This is a genomic window from Rhizobium sp. RAF56 (assembly GCF_052113965.1).
Taxonomy (GTDB): domain Bacteria; phylum Pseudomonadota; class Alphaproteobacteria; order Rhizobiales; family Rhizobiaceae; genus Rhizobium.
Map to the genome: position 1 here is coordinate 59557 of NZ_JBFRDU010000011.1, position 17748 is coordinate 77304.

The 17748-nt window shown below is 61.3% G+C and carries 17 protein-coding genes; 5 read left to right on the forward strand and 12 right to left on the reverse strand.

Annotated elements, in window-relative coordinates:
- Positions 1-163: 163 nt before the first annotated feature.
- Together AB4048_RS11380 and AB4048_RS11385 are read right to left on the reverse strand one after the other, a co-directional pair.
- The gene (locus tag AB4048_RS11380; RefSeq protein ID WP_442202062.1) at positions 164-1555 is read right to left on the reverse strand and encodes an O-antigen ligase family protein; all 1392 of its coding nucleotides are present in this window, start codon (positions 1553-1555) and stop codon (positions 164-166) included.
- 154 nt (positions 1556-1709) lie between these two features.
- On the reverse strand, positions 1710-2285 hold the full coding sequence (locus tag AB4048_RS11385; RefSeq protein WP_442202161.1) for a sugar transferase: 576 nt from the start codon (positions 2283-2285) through the stop codon (positions 1710-1712).
- Between the two features lie 204 nt (positions 2286-2489).
- Here AB4048_RS11385 and AB4048_RS11390 point away from each other — a divergent pair, with 204 nt between their 5' ends.
- Positions 2490-3431 carry a UDP-glucose 4-epimerase family protein gene (locus tag AB4048_RS11390; RefSeq protein ID WP_442202063.1) on the forward strand — a complete coding sequence of 314 codons (942 nt, stop codon included), beginning with the start codon at positions 2490-2492 and terminating at the stop codon, positions 3429-3431.
- A gap of 75 nt (positions 3432-3506) precedes the next feature.
- Positions 3507-4274: an SDR family NAD(P)-dependent oxidoreductase gene (locus AB4048_RS11395; RefSeq protein ID WP_442202064.1), complete on the forward strand. Its 768-nt coding sequence runs from the start codon at positions 3507-3509 to the stop codon at positions 4272-4274.
- Positions 4275-4301: 27 nt separating this feature from the next.
- Here AB4048_RS11395 and AB4048_RS11400 read toward each other — a convergent pair whose 3' ends face one another.
- The 6 genes from AB4048_RS11400 to AB4048_RS11425 form a co-directional block, all read right to left on the reverse strand.
- On the reverse strand, positions 4302-4913 hold the full coding sequence (locus AB4048_RS11400; RefSeq protein ID WP_442202065.1) for a flavin reductase family protein: 612 nt from the start codon (positions 4911-4913) through the stop codon (positions 4302-4304).
- A gap of 3 nt (positions 4914-4916) precedes the next feature.
- Entirely contained in the window at positions 4917-5660 is a 744-nt protein-coding gene (locus AB4048_RS11405) for an aspartate/glutamate racemase family protein (protein ID WP_442202066.1), read from the reverse strand.
- Positions 5661-5664: 4 nt separating this feature from the next.
- Complete coding sequence (locus AB4048_RS11410) at positions 5665-6486, reverse strand: ABC transporter permease (protein WP_442202067.1); 822 nt, start codon at positions 6484-6486, stop codon at positions 5665-5667.
- Position 6487: 1 nt separating this feature from the next.
- On the reverse strand, positions 6488-7402 hold the full coding sequence (locus AB4048_RS11415) for an ABC transporter permease (protein WP_442202068.1): 915 nt from the start codon (positions 7400-7402) through the stop codon (positions 6488-6490).
- A gap of 68 nt (positions 7403-7470) precedes the next feature.
- The gene (locus AB4048_RS11420) at positions 7471-8772 is read right to left on the reverse strand and encodes an ABC transporter substrate-binding protein (RefSeq protein ID WP_442202069.1); all 1302 of its coding nucleotides are present in this window, start codon (positions 8770-8772) and stop codon (positions 7471-7473) included.
- 27 nt (positions 8773-8799) lie between these two features.
- The gene (locus AB4048_RS11425) at positions 8800-9888 is read right to left on the reverse strand and encodes an ABC transporter ATP-binding protein (protein WP_442202070.1); all 1089 of its coding nucleotides are present in this window, start codon (positions 9886-9888) and stop codon (positions 8800-8802) included.
- A gap of 267 nt (positions 9889-10155) precedes the next feature.
- On the opposite strand from AB4048_RS11425, the gene AB4048_RS11430 reads away from it, so the two are divergent.
- Entirely contained in the window at positions 10156-10869 is a 714-nt protein-coding gene (locus AB4048_RS11430) for a GntR family transcriptional regulator (RefSeq protein WP_442202071.1), read from the forward strand.
- Positions 10870-10909: 40 nt separating this feature from the next.
- Here the strand turns inward: AB4048_RS11430 and AB4048_RS11435 are convergent, their stop codons facing one another.
- The 4 genes from AB4048_RS11435 to AB4048_RS11450 are packed head-to-tail and all read right to left on the reverse strand — an operon-like array spanning position 10910 to position 15943.
- On the reverse strand, positions 10910-11437 hold the full coding sequence (locus AB4048_RS11435) for a sarcosine oxidase subunit gamma family protein (protein ID WP_442202072.1): 528 nt from the start codon (positions 11435-11437) through the stop codon (positions 10910-10912).
- Positions 11430-14393 (reverse strand): sarcosine oxidase subunit alpha family protein, encoded by a 2964-nt coding sequence (locus AB4048_RS11440; RefSeq protein WP_442202073.1) that lies wholly within the window; start codon positions 14391-14393, stop codon positions 11430-11432. The genes AB4048_RS11435 and AB4048_RS11440 overlap by 8 nt, the downstream gene beginning before the upstream one ends.
- Complete coding sequence (locus AB4048_RS11445) at positions 14390-14668, reverse strand: sarcosine oxidase subunit delta (protein WP_442202074.1); 279 nt, start codon at positions 14666-14668, stop codon at positions 14390-14392. The genes AB4048_RS11440 and AB4048_RS11445 overlap by 4 nt, the downstream gene beginning before the upstream one ends.
- A gap of 24 nt (positions 14669-14692) precedes the next feature.
- Positions 14693-15943: a sarcosine oxidase subunit beta family protein gene (locus AB4048_RS11450; RefSeq protein ID WP_442202075.1), complete on the reverse strand. Its 1251-nt coding sequence runs from the start codon at positions 15941-15943 to the stop codon at positions 14693-14695.
- Positions 15944-16037: 94 nt separating this feature from the next.
- Here AB4048_RS11450 and AB4048_RS11455 point away from each other — a divergent pair, with 94 nt between their 5' ends.
- Positions 16038-17009 (forward strand): GlxA family transcriptional regulator, encoded by a 972-nt coding sequence (locus AB4048_RS11455; RefSeq protein ID WP_442202076.1) that lies wholly within the window; start codon positions 16038-16040, stop codon positions 17007-17009.
- A 48-nt stretch (positions 17010-17057) separates the two neighbouring features.
- Positions 17058-17735: a helix-turn-helix domain-containing protein gene (locus AB4048_RS11460; protein WP_442202077.1), complete on the forward strand. Its 678-nt coding sequence runs from the start codon at positions 17058-17060 to the stop codon at positions 17733-17735.
- The last annotated feature ends 13 nt before the right edge of the window (positions 17736-17748 follow it).

The following is a 17748-nucleotide window of genomic DNA, read 5'->3' on the forward strand; positions in this document are numbered from 1 at the left end:
CGTCCGCGCGACGGTTGCACCCCGCCATAATGCAGCCTATAGACGCCGCTGTACTTTCACCCGCCTGCCAGGAAATTCTTGTGGCCAAACTTGTGCTTGGAACCGCTTTCGTCGCGTTCGCCGCCGTCTATCACTACTTTCAATGGAACATCGAATACCTGGTTTATGGCTTACTCGGCGCCATGGTAATGGCGTTCGCGTCCTGGCTCGACTCGATGGCGGATGACGATTCCGACGCGCCGCGATAGGCGACAGGTTTCAAGCGTACGCGCAGGGCGCACGCGAAAGCGGCGCTGCCGAGCGCCAGACTCTCCCCGATGGCCAGCCGGTTGTTGGAATTGGTCAGAATGGTGAGCGCAAAGAAGAAGAGGCTGACCGCATAGGCGTGGAAAGCGGCTCGCGGAATGAGGTTGGCGCGCCATGCCCGCCAGACCGAAGCGATCAGACCGGCAAGTATAACCGACATGACGATGGCGCCGAAGAGGCCAAATCGAACCAGGATCTCCAGATAGCCGTTGTGCAGCAGCGTGTATTGCACATTCGCATAGCGCGTCTGGTGCCAGCGCTCCAGCCACTCGTTCCCCCAGCCGAAGACCGGGGCGGAAGAAAACACCTGCAGTCCGTTTGACCAGAGCTGCAGCCGCTCGTCCATCGAGATCGGCGTATTATCCGCGTCGATGGTCCCCGAAACCGCCGAGTCGACCGCGCCGCCTGATGCGATCTGGCCGACCATCGAAACGGTCGCGGCGATCGTCGGGCCAGCGGTTGCGGACAGATTGTGCCGAACCGCATAGAGCCCGCCGCAAAGCAGCACGAAGAGCGTGACCAGCACGAACGCGGCCTTCGCATGGCGAAAATATCCGAGCGCCACGGCTGCGAGAACCGGCAAGGTGACGGAAAGCGCCAGCCAGACGCCTTTCGATTTGGCGCCGTAGATGGCGATGAGACAGAGCGCGATGACTAGCGGGGCAACCACATAGGAAAACCGCGCGAATGCGCGATTGGCCGAAGGCGTGGTCAGGTAATGCAGCAGCCAGAACGCCGCCCAGGTAGTCAAAAGCCCGCAGGCTACCGCACCGTGGATCTGGTTGTTCATGATCAGAGGCCGCACGGTCTCGCCGTTGAAGATCCGCACGTAGCCCGTCGTTACAGCGAGCAGGACCAAGGCGGCGGAAAAAAATGCGGCAATCAGCCGTTCGCTTTGGCGCTCGTAGAGCGAAAAGGCGAAGCCGAGGGCAGGAAAGAACAAGGGAAAGGCAAATAGCCAATCAGACGCCCCAACATCATGCCCCGGCGTCGCCTCGTAGATGAAGGCGAAGCGCCCGAGCACAAAGAGGCCCCAACCAACACAGAGCCAGGCCAGCCAATCCATGCGCGGCCGCACAGGCATGCGCCAGAAAAAGTAAAACCCTATCAGCATCAGCATGGCCGCTGCATAGCGATAGGCGTCGCTTTCGATGAGCGTCGGAGAGGCAAGCACGAGCCAGAGCAAGCAGCCGAGTACGGTAAGCAGCCGGCCCATGCGGTGGTCGTAGGGTTCGTTCGTTCTGATCAAATGCTCAGTGTCTCTGTTTCTCTTCGGGACAATAGGGCCGTCCCTTCCCATGCTTTTCCGAGCAAGGCAACGCAAGCTGCATAGCCCGACAATCTTGAAGAAACGATGGCAAACGCCCGGCATGCTGTCGAGCCCGCGTGCCGTCTGGAATGCCTCAATGGATAACCCCGTCGCTTTTCAGCACTTTGAACGCCGTCATGAAGAGGATGCGAAGGTCGAAGAGGAACGAGCGACTTTTCAGATACTCTTCGTCGAGCTTCACCTTTTCGGGGATCGGCAGTTCGTCGCGGCCATTGACCTGCGCCCATCCCGTCAGCCCGGGCACCAGCGCCTCGACCCCAGACGCGGTCCGCAACGCGACCAGGTCGTGCTGGTTGAACAGCGCGGGCCGCGGCCCGACAAAGCTCATGTCGCCCTTCAATATACACCAGAGCTGAGGCAACTCGTCGAGGCTCGACTTGCGCAGGAAGGAGCCGATCGGGGTCAGATAGGCGCCGGGATTGCTGAGCAGGTGCGTGGCGACCGCCGGCGTATCCACCCGCATGCTGCGAAATTTCGGCATACGAAAGATGTGGTTGCCTCGCCCGACACGATCCGACCAATAGAGTATCGGGCCTGGAGAGGTGAACCGTACGGCCAGCGCGACCGCCAGGAACGGAAGCAGGAAGACGACCGAGGCGACAATGGCTACGCAAAAGTCGAAAAGACGCTTTGTGATCGGGTAGAGCATCGTCTGCAAACAATCGGCTGGCGCCGCAATCCACGGGCTGTTGATCGGAGGTTTTCGAGCGTCCATCTCACATCGCGGCACTGTTCACAATCATGGGAACCCGAATTCACCGTCTTTTCCGGATCGCGGCCGCCCCAACATGACTGATGCATGCGCGCGGCCGATGTTGTAGACGGAGCGCATGGGCGGCAGCAGGAGCGCAGCATGATACTGGTCACGGGGGCTACGGGTTTTGTCGGTCAGGCGCTCGCCGCCGAGCTCGCGAAACGCCATATGCCCTGCCGGCCGGTCAGCCGCACTCCGAGGGATGGCTTTTTCACGATTGGAACGATCGACGCCGATACCGACTGGTCTGCAAGCCTCGAAGGGGTCGACACCGTCGTCCATGTCGCGGCCAGGGTTCACGTCATGCGGGACACGGCCGCCGATCCGCTTGCCGCATTTCGCGCGGCGAATGTGGAGGCGACGGTCAATCTTGCGCGCCAGGCCGCCGCCGCCGGCGTAAGGCGCTTCGTTTTCTTAAGTTCGATCAAGGTCAACGGCGAGGCGACCGAACCGGGAAAGCCTTTTTCGGCAGCCGATGCTCCCGCCCCTCTCGATCCCTACGGCGTGTCGAAGCTGGAGGCGGAAAACGCGCTGCTTAAGCTTTCACGCGAGACAGGTATGGAGATCGTCATCATCCGCCCGCCCCTCGTCTACGGTCCCGGCGTGAAGGCCAATTTCCAGAGCCTCATGAAGCTGGTGCGCCTGCCGTTTCCCTGGCCCTTCGGCCGCGTCGCCAACAAACGCTCACTGGTGTTCGTCGGCAATCTCGTGGATTTCATCCTGCTCAGCGCTCGGCATCCGGATGCCGCAAACCGGATCTTTCTGGTCAGCGATGGCACCGACCTTTCGATCGGCGAATTGCTGAGAAAGCTCGCCGGCGCGATGGGCAGACGCGCGCTTATGTTGCCGGTCCCGCCATCGCTTCTTGAAGCGGCCGCCGCCATGCTTGGGCGAAAGGCCGCGGCAAAACGCCTGCTCGGCTCGCTGCAGGTCGACATTGCCGAAACGCGCCGCGTCACCGGCTGGACGCCACCCTTTGCTGTTGACGAGGGTCTGCGTCAGACGGTCGAGGCCTATCTTGCAGGCGGCGCAAGCCGTTAGCGACCCGCATCGCGTGGTTGCCAAAGCATCCAAGAGCTCTATCGTTGCATCTCACCACTGATATCGGGGGACGCGATGGTCGACAGGCTGAAGGGCAAGATTGCAATTATTTCCGGCGGAGCGACCGGAATGGGCGGGGCGGCTTCGCGGCTCTTTGCCGAGGAGGGCGCGGTTGTCGCCATCATCGACCGCAACGGCGAGGCCGCGGCCGAGACGGTTGCCGACATCCGCCGCGCTGGCGGCGTCGCCGATCATTGGGTGGCGGACGTTTCTGACGAGGAGGCCGTCAACTCGGCGGTCGCCGGCGTCGAGAAAAGCTTCGGCCCGGCGACCGTGCTCTTCAATCACGCCGGCACGATCGTGATCAAGCCGTTCCTCGAAACCACGGTCACCGAGTGGGATTGGCTGCATGCGGTGAATGTGCGTTCGATGTTCTTGATGACGCGAGCGGTGCTGCCGCAGATGCTCTCGGTCGGAGGCGGCTCGATTGTCTGCACCTCGTCTATCTCGGCTGTCGCCGCCACGCCGATGGAGGTGCTCTACGACACGACGAAAGGCGCGGTGCACATGTTCGCCCGAGCCATCGCCGTGGAATTCCGCGATCGCAATATCCGCTGCAACGCCGTTTGCCCCGGCTTCATCCGCACGCCCCACGGCCTCAGGGAAGTGAAGGAGCTGCAGGCGCTCGGGGTCGATGTGTCCGACGCAGCGATCGCCGCGCAACAGGGCCGGATCGGAGAGCCGGAGGACGTGGCGCGCGCAGCGCTCTATCTTGCAAGCGACGAGTCCCGCTTCGTCAATGGCGTGCACCTCTTCGTAGACAACGGGTTTACCGCGATCTGAAAACGCCGCTTGCGTAGACCGCGTCGATCAAAGCTTCGGCGTCAGCATCTCGAAGCGGTCGCGGATGGTACAGCAGGTATCGCCGCCGAGGCGGGCGATTGCATCGACCTCGGCGGGATCGACGCGCAACCGCTCGGGGTCGACGACGCCGTCGCGATAGTGGGCATAGACGATCTCGCCGAGGATGATCTGCCGCGACTTACCGAGTTCGAGCGTCAGGTGTCGCCGGCATTCGAATGCGGCAGGCGCTTCGGCAATCCACGGCGATGCGACCTTTTCGCCTGGCACCGCCGTCAAACCCGCTTCCTTCAGTTCGTCGACATCGCGCGGATATTTTGCTCCGCAGACGTGCATCGCCTCGGCGATCGCGTAGGACACGATGTTGACCGTGAAGACTTCCGTTACGCGGATGTTGTGACCCGTGTCCTTGAAGGACATATCCGGATTGTTCTCGACCCCGAGCGCCAGGATCGGCGGATCGGCCGAAAGGCAGTTGAAGAAGCTGAACGGTGCCGCATTGATGCGACCGYCTTSGTCGACGGTCGTCACCAATGCGATCGGCCGCGGTATGATCGTGCCGATCATCAGCTTGTAGCGCTCGCGCTCCGTGAGGGTCTTGAAGTCGAAGGATATYGGCATGGYTCAACCGGCGGCGCGCATGGGGGCAAAGCCGCTCATCGCCCCGATRAAGGGCTTGGGCAGCGGCGCGGCATAGGAGCCGCGCTTGCTTGTGGAAAGGCCGAGTGAAACCAGCGCCTCGGCCTGCTTGACGGCAGCCGAGACCCCGTCGACGACCGGAACGCCGTARATAGTCTGCAACATGCGCGCAAGATCCGTCATGCCGGCGCAGCCGAGCACGATGGCTTCGGCGCCGTCTTCCTCAAGCGCCCTTTCGATCTCCGCTCGCAGCTTGGCGATCGCGCCCGAGGCGGCATTCTCGAGTTCGAGGACGGGAATGTCGGACGCCCGCACCTTCGCGCGTCCACCCATGCCGTAACGACGAACAAGGTTGTCGATGAGCACGCGTGACCGCTCCAAGGTCGTCACCACCGTGAACCGTTGGGCAAGGAAGCCCGCGGTTGCGACTGCGGCTTCGCATAGGCCGAGGACCGGCACGTCGCAGAAGGTCCGGGCGGCCTCAAGGCCGGTATCGTCGAAGCAGGCGATGATTGCCGCGTCATAGCCCTCCGGCTGTCGGTCCTTGAGTTCCGCAAGCAGGCCCGGGATCGCAAGCGCGCCATCGTAGTGACCCTCGATCGAGGCCGGCCCCATGCGCGACGTCACCGGGACGATCTCCGTGCCGGCTGCGGCGACGGCGCGAGCCGCAATCGCCGCTTTTTCAGTCATCGAGGCCGTGGTGTTGGGATTGACCAGAAGAATGCGCATTGGGTCAGCTTATCCTTGACTGACGGCGGCGCAGCATCGTCAAAATGCCGAGCGCAAGCAGGATGATTGCGAACGAGAAAAGGGTCGTCACCGTGCCGAGGGCATAGAGAACCGGGGTCGTGACGTTCGTCGTCATGCCATAGATTTCAAGCGGCAACGTATTGTAGCTGCCGGATGTCATCAGCGTCCTGGCGAACTCGTCGTAGGAAAGCGTGAAGCCGAACAGGCCGACGCCGACCAGGCTCGGCGCTATCATCGGCAATACCACATGACGGAAGGTCTGCCACGACGACGCACCGAGATCGCGCGCCGCCTCTTCGTAGGCAGGCGAGAAACGGTTGAAGACGGCAAACATGATCAATACCCCGAAGGGCAGCGTCCACGTCAAGTGCGCGCCGAAGGCCGATGAATACCAGGCGGGCGGCATTCCTCCCTGCTGGAAGAGGACTCCGATGCCGAGCGAGATGATGATCGACGGCACGACCAGGCTGGCAACGGTCGCATAAAAGAGCACCGACGAACCGCGGAATTTCCGGCGGAACGCGAGGCCGGCAAGGAGGGATACGACCACCGTTACGACCATCACCATCAGCCCGAGCGTAAAGGAGCGTCGGAAGGAGGCGCCGAAATCGCCGACGGCCTGTCTCTCGAAGAGGTTGACGAACCAGTGTACCGACACGCCGTTGAGCGGAAAGGTCAGGCCGCCGTCCGGACCTTGGAAGGAAAGGATGAGGATCGCCGACAGCGGGCCATAGAGAAATAGCGCGAAGACAAGGAAGAAGGCGGCGAGCACGAAGAATTCGAGGCTACGTTTTTCCCCGTTCATCTCAAAGCTCCTTGCGTATGTCGACGACGCGCAGGATTGCCGCGATCATCATCAGGACCAGGATCAGGAGAACCACCGCATTGGCGGCGGCGGCCGGATACTGCAGCAGCGACATCTGGTTTTTCATCATCAGCGCTACCGAGGCGCTTTGCCCGCCCGACATCACCTGCACTGTCGAGAAGTCGGCCATGCACAGTGTAAGGACGAAGATCGAACCTATGGCGATGCCCGGCTTCGCAAGGGGAATGACCACATTCCATAAGACCTGCCAACCGCTGGCACCGGCATCGCGCGCAGCTTCGAACAGCGAGCGGTCGATGCGCATCAGCGTATTGAAGATCGGCGTCACCATGAACAGGGTGTAGAGGTGGACCATCGCCAGCACGACCGCGAAATCGGAATAGAGCAACCATTCGACCGGCTGCGGTACGACCCCCATCTTGATCAGGGCAGAATTGACGAGGCCGTTGCGACCCAGGACAGGGATCCAGGAAATCATGCGGATGATGTTGGATGTCATGAACGGCACCGTGCAGACGAGAAAGAGGATCATCTGCGTCGATGTCCGGCGGATGTGGAATGCCAGGAAATAGGCAACCCAGAAGCCGATGAAGAGCGTTAGCGCCCAGACGATGGCGGTGAACTTGATGGTATTGAGATAGGTTTTCCACGTTACCCACGAACCAAGCGTGTCGGTGTAGTTCATCGTGAGAAACGCGGGGTAGATGTTTGCGAAGTCGTAGTCCCAGAAGCTGACGACGACGATCATCACAATCGGCAGAAGAAAGAAGAAGCCGAGGATGAGAATAAGCGGTGTCGCCTGCAGGTAGGAAATTGCCCAGGGCGCCAACCGAAGCCCGCCGCCCCGCGTGCTGCCGGCTTTCTCTTCCATCTGCGCTGAAGCAATCGTCGCCATCGAGAGGCCTCTCCGTGAAGTGGGCGCTCCCCTTATCGCGGGGAGCGCTTTTGCATGACCGAGACGGATCAGGCCGCGATAAACTCATTCCAGCGGCGAACCATGTAACGGTCTTCGTCCATCACCGAATTCCAGCAGGCGACGTGACCCATGCGCTCTTCGAAGGATCCGCCGTCGCGAACTGCCCCGGCCTTCTCCATGACCTTGCCTTCCGGCGAGAGAATATCGCCCTTGGCTGGCTTGCCCTCGATCCAGAAACCCCACTCGTCGGCCGACATGAAGCCCTTGGCCGTCTCCATGGCCGCGGAATAGTAGCCCTGGCGGTTGAGGTAGCCGCCGACCCAGCCGGAGGTGTACCAATTGATGTACTCGTAGGCAGCATCGAGCTGCGCGCCTGACAGGTGCTTGGCAAGGCCGAGGCCGCCGCCCCAGGCGCGATAGCCTTCCTTGAGCGGCTGGAACTTGCAGGCGATGCCCTTGGAGCGAACCGCGGCGACGGCCGGCGACCACATCGACTGGATTACGACTTCGCCCGACGCCATCAGGTTGACGCTTTCGTCGAAAGACTTCCAGAACGCGCGAAACTGGCCGTCACCCTTGGTCTTGATGAGGAAATCGATGGTCTTGTCGATTTCGGCCTTGGTCATGTTGCCCTTGTCGGCGTACTTGATGTTGCCCGCGGCTTCCATGATCATCGCGGCATCCATGATGCCGATCGAGGGTATGTTGAGGATCGCCGTCTTGCCTTTAAACTTAGGATCGAGGATATCCGCCCAGCTGGTAATGTCGCGGCCAACCAGATCCGGGCGAATGCCCAGCGTATCGGCATTGTAAATCGTCGGAACCATCGTCATCCATTGGGTCGGTTCCTTGGCGAAGGTCTTGGAATCCTGGCCCTCCACGAAGCCGACCGTATGCGGTGCCGTGCCTTGCGCGATGACGCTGTCCGGCTTCAGTTTGCCGGTGATGAACAGCGGCACGATCTTGTCGTAAAATTTGAGCTTCTTGACATCCATCGGCTGCAGCACGCCGGTTGGGAATACCTTCTTGGCGATCCAGTATTCGATGTCGGCAATGTCATAGCTGTCGGGCTGCGTGACGGCGCGCTGCGCGGCCGCATCGGAATCGGTCGCCGTCATCTCGAGGGTGATGCCGAGGTCCTGCTTGCACTTCTCAGCGATCGCATTGATGTTGGAAACGCCGGTGCCGAACTGCCGCAGCGTGATGTTCGTCTGCGCCCAGATCGTCGGAAAGCCGGTGATAAGCCCGGAGCCGGCTATCGCACCGGCCGCCGCAGCACCTGTCTTCAAAACCGTGCGGCGGGATAGTAGTTTCTTCGTCTTGCCGTCTGCCGTTGTTTCATTGGTCATGTCAGTTCCCCTTTTCGTTTTGAGTTGTTACGAGGACATGCGGCCAAGGAGGACTACGTCCTCCAGGCACCAGCTCAGCGACACCGCATCGCCGACCGATACCGGCTTGGCGAAATAGGCCGCGTCGCTTGCGATCACGGTGAAGTCGTCGCTGCCCGCGCCGCTCGCGGTGATCTTCACCGTCGCGCCGCGATACTCGATGTTTGAGACGACACAGGTGAAGCCAAGCGTCCTGTCGGAGGCTTCTTCGAGGCGAACGCGGTCCGTGCGGATGCCGATGTCGGCGCTCTCGCCCACTTGCCGGCCGGCTCCGCGCACGCTGAAGCTTTGCCCGTCCGGCACCTCCACGGTGAGAATGTCGTCGTTTGCGGCCACGACACGGCCCGAGAGCACATTGTGGTCGCCCATGAATCGCGCGACGAAGGCGGTCGCCGGCCTTTCGAAAACCTGACGCGGCGCGGCCGCCTGCTCGATCTTGCCGTCGTTCATGATGACGACGAGATCGGCGAGCGCCATGGCCTCTTCCTGGCTGTGCGTCACGTGCACAAAGGTGATGCCCAGCCTCTTCTGCAGCTTCTTGAGCTCGGCGCGCATGCGGATCTTCAGAAACGGATCGAGTGCGGAGAGCGGCTCATCGAGAAGCAGCGCCTGCGGATCGGTGATCAGCGCGCGAGCAAGTGCGACGCGCTGCTGTTGCCCGCCGGAAAGCTGCGCCGGACGCCTAACGGCATAGGCTTCCATCTGCATCAGCCGCAGCATCGCCAGCGCCTTCGTGCGGCGCTCCTCCTTCTCGACGCCCTTCATCTTCAGACTGAAGGCAACGTTGTCGACGAGATCGAGATGCGGGAAGAGCGCATAGGACTGGAACATCATCGCCGTGCCGCGCTTGGCCGGCGGAAAATCGGTGATCACCGTGTTGCCGAGGCGGATATCGCCGGACGAGATGTCTTCGTGACCGGCAATCATGCGCAGCGTCGAACTCTTGCCGCAACCCGAGGGCCCCAGGAAGCAGCAGTAGGAGCCGCTTGGAATTTTAAGGCTAATGGCATCGACCGCCGTGGTCGAGCCGTAGACCTTTGTCACGGACGCTATCTCGATCTCTGCCGCTTTAGACATCGTGTCTTCCTCGTTTAAGAAAGACAAAGCATCTGCCGTGCCAGTTTCTATTGCGGCGCACTAACCGCTTATGACTCGTAGGGTTTCTGGCAAAAGTGAGCGAGGCTCCACTTAATAGGCATTTTGCGATTTGCACACGAAATAGGCTTTCGTCCTCAATTCGTGCAACATATCGTATACAATATCATCGCCGTTTGAGCGCAAATTCAGTTTAACTTTTGCCGCAAAGGCCGATATCATGGCACCATTGCTAGGTATCCGGATCTGATGAAACCCGTCGTAAACGCTCGCCAAACCCTTGACGATTTCGCCGATAACGGCAGCCAGCACATCCGCGACGCCATTCGCGACGCAATCGTTGAGCGCCGCCTTTCTCCGGGAGCGAAGCTTTCCGAAAGCGACGTCGGCAACCTCTTCAACGTCAGCCGGACGCTTGCGCGCGCAGCTCTGCAGGCGCTCTCCTACGAGGGGCTCGTCAGTGTGGAGAGAAATCGCGGTGCCTTCGTCGCCTACCCCTCGCCGCAGGAGGCGCGCCAGATTTTCGCGGCGCGGTGCCTGGTCGAACCTGTCATTCTGCGGGAAGCCGCGGCCAGGATGACCAAGCTCGACGTTCAGAATCTGCGGCTGCTCCTTTTGGAAGAAGACCGGCTGATGAACGAGCGGGGCCAGAACGCTCGCCGCGCCGAAATCAAGGCGTCCGGCGATTTTCATCTGGCCATCGCCTCCATTTCAGGCAATGCCGTCATGCAACGCTTCATGGAAGAACTGGTGGCGCGCTCATCGCTCGTGATTGCGCTATACGGCCAATCCGCCGCCTCCCGCTGCGGCCACAGCGAGCACGGCGAGATCGTATCTGCGATCGAGCGCGGCGATATCGATAGTGCCTGCCAGCAGATGCTGCATCACATCGCACACATAGAAACCGATCTCGATTTACGGGAGCGAAAAGGCCAAGGCCTCAGGGAAGCCTTCGATCGCTGACACCTCCTCGGCGATAAAAGCGCGTCAGGGGCCTCCCCCATTACATATATTCGGCGCTCATCCCCACCAGGTCGCCCCAGAGGCTTTCCGCAAAGCCTCTTAAGACAATGAGCTCGAACGATTCCTGATCGACGCGAGTGATGTGGGCCGCGATGTGGCCAACCAGCGTCGTGGCCGAACGGCCGACCGGAAGCTGCGACAAGTCGACTGCCGTTCCCTTCGAAAACACGCGTTCCGCCATCCTGCCGCCAACGCGAATCCTGACGCGGCCGTGGCTTTGATCGACGGCCGTTGCCTGGGGATGCGAAGTCATGAAGACTGTCGCCAAGGCGTCGTGTTCCAGCGGTTGATCGGTGACGACGAACCATTGGCCGGGCGCGACCCAACGAACTGCGTTGGGCTGACCGCCTGTCAGTGAACTCAGAAGCGGGGCGAGATCAGATCCGTCCTGCTTCGCAAGGACGTGAATGATCGAGCCTTCGGGAAGTGGCGACAGATTGATCCCGGCACTGGAAACGGTCTCTTTGCCACCGAGAACGGGTCGGTGGATCGCGCGATACTTAGACATGAAGCTTCTCGTTTTCAGGATCGACAAACACGGGATTGCACAGGCGCCCCGCGGTAAACTCGTTGCGCAGGCCGTTCCAGACGACCACTTCCTCGCCGTATCGTTCCGGCCCGCGCTTGACCAGTGCCAAGCCGATGGTCGATCCGACATGCGGAGAGAAAGCGCTGGAGGTCACATAGCCCTGGTCATTCTCGAGCGTTGCCGCCGCGTCCTTGGGCAGGATGTGCGAGCCCGAATGGAACGACTGTCTGGGGTCGAGGGGCACCACGCCGACGAGGGCGGCTCGATCCCGCGATGTCAGCCCCTCGCGGCCCACCATCGCCTTGCCGATGAAATCCGCCTTTGCGCCCGACACCATCCTTGCGAAGCCAAGATCTGCCGGGACCACGGTGCCGTTGATCTCGTTGTGGGTCACGTGGCCCTTCTCGATACGCAGCACGCTCAGCGCTTCGACGCCGTAGGGCTGAAGCCCGTGCTCCTCCCCGGCATCCATCAATGCGTCGGCGACGCTTTCTGCATACCCTGCCGGAACTGCGAGTTCGTAGGCCAATTCCCCGGAGAAGGAGATGCGAAACAGCCGGCCCTTGAGATCGCCGCCAAACAGCGAAACCTCTTTCGCGCCGAGGAACGGAAATGCCGCGTCCGAAATGTCGTCGTCTATCACCTGCTGAAGGATCAGCCGCGCCTTCGGTCCGGCAATCGCCATCTGCGCCCACTGGTCGGTCACCGAGGCAAGGCGAACATCGAGATCGGGCCAGAGGGCTTGCGAGCAGAATTCGAGATGGTTCATAACGCCGGCCGCGTAGGCCGTCGTTGTCGTCATGAAGTACCGCTCGTCCCCGAGCCGGCTCGTCGTGCCGTCGTCGTAGATCATGCCGTCTTCGCGAAGCATCAGCCCGTAGCGCGCTTTGCCGACAGGTAGCTTGAGAAAAGCGTTGCAGTAGACCCGGTTCAGGAATTCGGCGGCATCTTTTCCACAAATCTCGATCTTGCCGAGCATCGAAACATCGCAGATGCCGGCATTGGCGCGAACGTTAAGAACCTCGCGATCAACGCTGTCGCGCCAGGTCGTCTCTCCCGCGCGTGGGAACCACGACGACCGGTACCAGAGGCCTGTTTCGACAAAAACCGCGCCTTGCTTTTGTGCCCACGCGTGCAGAGGGGACTTGCGAACGGGCTGAAAATGCTGGCCATGATGCGCGCCCGTGAGCGCGCCGAACGAGACCGGCGTGTAGAACGGTCGAAACGTGGTCGTCCCCACATCCGCCGGCGAAATGCCCCGCGCTTCGGCGAGAAGCCCGATGGCATTGATGTTCGAAAGCTTGCCCTGGTCCGTGGCCATGCCGGTCGTGGTATAGCGCTTGGCCAGCTCGACGTGGTCGTAGCCTTCCCGGACCGCCAGCCCGAGATCCTTGCGATGGACGTCGTTCTGGAAATCGACGAATGCCTTGCTGGTTACGCCAGGAATGACCCATAGGGGTCTGGCTTCCGGCGAGGCGATATCGCCATCGACCGGCCCGAACTCGACGGCACGCGCCGAAAAGCCCAAAGCGCCCGCGAGGTCCGCGGCGAGCCGGCCGCCCTCCTTCAGGCAGTTGGCAAGTCCGGTTGTGGCGGCCGCGGCCCCGACGGTCACCAGGCCCTTGAGATCTCCAGGCGCCAGGAAGGCGGCGTCACTGTCCGACCACTGCGGCTTGGCGCCCCTGTGGCATGCGAGATGGATGATCGGGCTGAAGCCGCCCGACATTGCCAGGGAATCGACCTTCAGGTTTTCCGTCCGGCCTTCGCGCCAGATCTCGATCGAGGACAGCGACTTGCCGCCTCTTGCGTTCGAGACGACCGCCCCTTTGATGATGCGAGCCTTGCCGTCATAGGCAAAAGCTGCGTCGGCTCGGCTGTCGATGATCGCAGCAACGGGAACACCCGCAGCCTCAAGGTCGCTCGCAAGCGCATAGCCCGTGTCGTTCGTCGTGAAGATCGCGGTCGACTTGCCGGGCGCCACTGCGAACCGATTGAGATATGTCCGCATCGCCGTTGCCATCATGACACCGGGAATATCGTTGCCGCCAAAGACGAGCGGGCGTTCCTCGGCGCCTGTCGCAAGCAGCGCCCGCTTGGCGACGATCCGCCATAGCCGCTCCACAGGGACATGAGCGGCAGGTGCGCCCAGGTGCTTCTGCACGCGTTCAACGGCGCCGAACACGTTGCCGTCGTACCACCCGAACGCGGTCGTACGGGTCATGACTTCCACGTTCGGCATCACTTGGAGCTCGGACAGCACCTCGCCGGCGAACTCGGCGGCTGATTTACCCGCGATCGTGGCCGTTTCCGACAGCAGCGAGCCGCCTGCCTTCGAATGTTCGTCGATCAGGATCACTCGTGCACCCGAACGCGCCGCCGTGAGGGCTGCGGCCAGTCCGGCAGGGCCGGCCCCTATGACCAGAAGGTCACAATGCGCCCAACTCTTCTCATAACGGTCCGGGTCGACATCGTAGCTCGCCTTACCGAGACCGGCAGCCCGGCGGATGATGGGCTCGTACAGCTTCTCCCACAGGGCTGCCGGCCACATGAATGTCTTGTAGTAGAAGCCCGCACCTAGGAAAGGCGACAAAAGCCCGTTGATCGCACCGAAATCAAGCTCAAGCGACGGCCAGCGATTTTGGCTGGTCGCTTCAAGTCCGTCGTAGAGTTCCTGCATGGTGGCGCGGGTGTTCGGTTCCGTTCGACCTCCCTGCCCGATTGTCATCAGCGCGTTGGGTTCGGCAGCGCCGGCAGTCAGGATGCCGCGCGGCCGATGATACTTGAAACTCCGTCCCGCCAGCTGCCGGCCGTTCGCGAGCAGCGCCGAGGCTAAACTATCGCCCTCAACACCCTGCAACGTCTTGCCGTCGAAGGTGAAGGAAAGGGGCCTGTTCCGGTCGATAAGACCGCCGGTTTGCAAACGGTAGGATGTCATGGCTGAACGCTTGCCTCACCTTTTTGCGAAGCATCGCGGCTTGCCTCGATTTCATGGGTCGCGGTATTGCGCGTGACCACCAGCCAGCGCCGGCATCCCGACGTGTGGTGCCAGTATTCGTCGTAGAGGCCCCGCGGATTGTCACGGAGGTACACGTAGTCCATCCATCCCTGCGTGTCAGCATCCGGCGCCGGGCGGTCCAACGCCGCACCCTTGATCGTAAACTCTTCCTTCGGTCTTGCTCCGCAATGCGGACAGGGGACAAGGCTTGCCATGTCTTCGTGATCCTTCGTGGGACGTCAGTGCAGGTTGGGCTGCGAACCCATGCCTTTTTCGTCGATCAGATAGCCGCGTTCGAAACGATCGAGGCGGAACGCGCTCGCGGTTTCGTGCGGCACGTCGCGCGACAGAAGATGGGCAAAGCAGAAGCCGGAGGCCGGCGTCGCCTTGAAGCCGCCGTAACACCAGCCGGCGTTGAGGTAGAGGTTGCCTATCGGCGTCCGATCGATAATCGGCGAGCCGTCCATGGACATGTCCATGATGCCGCCCCAGGAACGCAGGACCCTGACGCGGGAAAGGCCGGGTATCATGGCCTTGCCGGCCTCGGCGACGTGCTCGACGGTCGCAAGATTGCCGCGCTGGGCGTAGGAATTGTAGCCGTCGATGTCGCCGCCGAAAACCAGTCCTCCCTTGTCCGATTGGGAGACGTAGAAGTGACCCGCGCCGAACGTCACGACGCCGTCGATGAATGGCTTCAGGCCCTCGGATACGAATGCCTGCAGGACATGGCTCTCGATGGGCAGCTTCATCCCGGCCATTTCGGCCACCCGCGACGAATTGCCGGCCGCCGCGAGGGCCAATTTCCCGCAGCCGATAAACCCTTTCGTCGTATCCACGCCCAGCACCCGGCCATTCTCACGGCGGATGCCGGTAACTTCGCATCCTTGAATGATATCGACACCGCGCATATCTGCACCGCGCGCATAGCCCCAGGCGACCGCATCGTGACGAACAGTGCCTCCTCGGCGCTGCAAGAGGCCGCCCTGGATCGGGAAGCGTGCATTGTCAAAATCCAGGAATGGAAGCATCCGCCGGACGGCGGCCCGGTCGAGAAGATCGGCGTCCACCCCGTGCAGGCGCATGGCATTGCCGCGGCGCGTATAGGCGTCGCGCTGGGCGTCGGAATGGAAGAGGTTCAGCACGCCGCGCTGTGAAACCATGGCGTTGAAGTTGAAGTCCTGCTCGAGCCCCTCCCAGAGCTTCATCGAAAGTTCGTAGAAGGGATTGTTGCCGGGAAGCAGGTAGTTTGAACGAATGATCGTCGTGTTCCGGCCGACGTTTCCGGAACCGATATAGTTCTTTTCGAGAACGGCAACGTTCGTGATGCCGAATTCCTTGGCCAGATAATAGGCCGTCGCAAGGCCGTGGCCTCCGCCGCCGACGATGATCACATCGTAGTGGGATTTCGGCTGAGGCTGCCGCCAAGCCGACCGCCAGCCCTTGTTGCCGCGCAGACCGTTGAGAAGAACTGATAATGCCGAATACCGCATGTGCCGTCGCGTCCCTAGCAAGTGTGGTTCATGCCTATCACGGGCGCATCCAGGGTAATTGCGCTTATGGGCCACTTTAGGATAGAAATGGGACATGGTATCGGTGGATCAGAGAAACGCCCAGCGTGTCGGCTTCGTCCTCGTCAGGAACTTTGCCCTCATGAGTTACGCGTCCGCCATAGAACCGATGCGGGCCGCGAACCTGCTCGCAGGCAGTACGCTTTACGAAATTGTCCCGCTATCGCTTGGCGGTGGCTCCGTCCAAAGCTCGTCAGGCGTCGAGATCGCTTGCGATGATCTCGCCCGAACGGGCGATCGCTGCCACACGGTGTTCGTTTGCGCCGGCGGCGGGCCGGCCGATTGGACCGACACGCAGGCGCTTCACGGCTTTCTTCGCAGGCTTGCACGACAGGGGACGAGGATCGGCGGCATCTCCAGCGGTTCGTATATCCTGGCGGCGGCAGGCCTTCTGGATACCTACGACTTCACCATTCATTGGGAACACGCGCCGATCCTCAGGGAGGCTTTTCCCCATCTTGCTCCGAGACAGGCGCGCTTCGTCATCGACGGAAACCGGATTACCTGCGGCGGCGGCGTGGCGCCGCTCGATCTGATGCACGCGCTGATCCTGGAGCGCATGGGAAGCGACTTCGCTCGCCGGGTCAGCGATTGGTACCTGCATACGTCTGTCGCCGAACCGACAGCACCTCAGCGAGCGTCTTCCGCCGAGCGCTTCGGGACCAATCACGCAGCGCTTCTCAGCGTTCTCGAAAAGATGGAGGCCACCATCGAGAAGCCGCTCGGCCGAACGGCCATGGCGAAGTTTGCGGGGATCAGTTCCAGGCATCTCGACAGGTTGTTCCTGGAGCGTCGCGGCTCGACGTTCCTTGAAACCTACCGCGAGATCCGCTTGCGACATGCACGTCGCCTGATCGAACAAAGCCCGTTGTCGATCCAGGAAATCGCCTTCGCTACCGGCTTCTCCAGCGCGGCCCATTTTTCGAATTGTTTCAAAAAGCAATTCGGTGAAAGGCCCAAAAGCGTCAGGAGCGAAACTTTCTTTTGAATTGCGAAAAATTTACTGAGAAGATAGGCGCCTGCCAAAGGAGACGCCATGTCATCGCAGAAAAGTAAGGCCGCCGAGAAAGCCGCCGTCACGAGCGCTTTCGGACAGAACCCGCACGCCGTTCGAGAGCCGCGACAGAACAATCTCGAGATGGCAATCGGCTATGAAGTACGCGAATGCCGGCGCAGGCTGGGCATCACGATCACCGATCTCGCCGCGGCCACCGGCATGTCGATGGGCATGCTGTCGAAGATCGAAAACGGCAATATCTCACCGTCTCTGACAACGCTTCAGGCCGTGTCGAAGGCCCTTGGCGTGCCGATCACCGCCTTCTTCCGCGGTTATGAAGAGCCTCGCACCGCTACTTTCGTCAAATCGGGTCAAGGTGTGAACATCGAGCGGCGGGGCACCCGCGCCGGCCATCAGTACAGCCTTCTCGGGCACATCGACAACAATAGCAGCGGCGTGATGGTCGAGCCCTATCTCATAACGCTAACGGCTGAATCGGATATCTTTCCCACGTTTCAGCACGACGGCATGGAATTCCTCTACATGCTGGAAGGCGAGGTCGTTTACCGCCACGGCGATGAACTTTACCATATGCAACCAGGCGACAGCCTGTTTTTTGACGCCGACGCGCCGCACGGTCCGGAGCAACTGGTGCAGCTTCCATCGCGCTACCTCTCGATCATTTCCTATCCGAACAAGCGAAGCAGTCGGGATTAGCTAGAATTGCCTC

What these genes read in the sequence shown, in the direction of transcription:
- AB4048_RS11385 (WP_442202161.1), bottom strand. Translation starts at nt 2,285, where the DNA reads ATGCTCTACCCGATCACAAAGCGTCTTTTCGACTTTTGCGTAGCCATT.
- AB4048_RS11390 (WP_442202063.1), top strand. Translation starts at nt 2,490, where the DNA reads ATGATACTGGTCACGGGGGCTACGGGTTTTGTCGGTCAGGCGCTCGCC.
- AB4048_RS11395 (WP_442202064.1), top strand. Translation starts at nt 3,507, where the DNA reads ATGGTCGACAGGCTGAAGGGCAAGATTGCAATTATTTCCGGCGGAGCG.
- AB4048_RS11410 (WP_442202067.1), bottom strand. Translation starts at nt 6,486, where the DNA reads ATGAACGGGGAAAAACGTAGCCTCGAATTCTTCGTGCTCGCCGCCTTC.
- AB4048_RS11415 (WP_442202068.1), bottom strand. Translation starts at nt 7,402, where the DNA reads ATGGCGACGATTGCTTCAGCGCAGATGGAAGAGAAAGCCGGCAGCACG.
- AB4048_RS11420 (WP_442202069.1), bottom strand. Translation starts at nt 8,772, where the DNA reads ATGACCAATGAAACAACGGCAGACGGCAAGACGAAGAAACTACTATCC.
- AB4048_RS11425 (WP_442202070.1), bottom strand. Translation starts at nt 9,888, where the DNA reads ATGTCTAAAGCGGCAGAGATCGAGATAGCGTCCGTGACAAAGGTCTAC.
- AB4048_RS11430 (WP_442202071.1), top strand. Translation starts at nt 10,156, where the DNA reads ATGAAACCCGTCGTAAACGCTCGCCAAACCCTTGACGATTTCGCCGAT.
- AB4048_RS11435 (WP_442202072.1), bottom strand. Translation starts at nt 11,437, where the DNA reads ATGTCTAAGTATCGCGCGATCCACCGACCCGTTCTCGGTGGCAAAGAG.
- AB4048_RS11440 (WP_442202073.1), bottom strand. Translation starts at nt 14,393, where the DNA reads ATGACATCCTACCGTTTGCAAACCGGCGGTCTTATCGACCGGAACAGG.
- AB4048_RS11445 (WP_442202074.1), bottom strand. Translation starts at nt 14,668, where the DNA reads ATGGCAAGCCTTGTCCCCTGTCCGCATTGCGGAGCAAGACCGAAGGAA.
- AB4048_RS11450 (WP_442202075.1), bottom strand. Translation starts at nt 15,943, where the DNA reads ATGCGGTATTCGGCATTATCAGTTCTTCTCAACGGTCTGCGCGGCAAC.
- AB4048_RS11455 (WP_442202076.1), top strand. Translation starts at nt 16,038, where the DNA reads ATGGTATCGGTGGATCAGAGAAACGCCCAGCGTGTCGGCTTCGTCCTC.
- AB4048_RS11460 (WP_442202077.1), top strand. Translation starts at nt 17,058, where the DNA reads ATGTCATCGCAGAAAAGTAAGGCCGCCGAGAAAGCCGCCGTCACGAGC.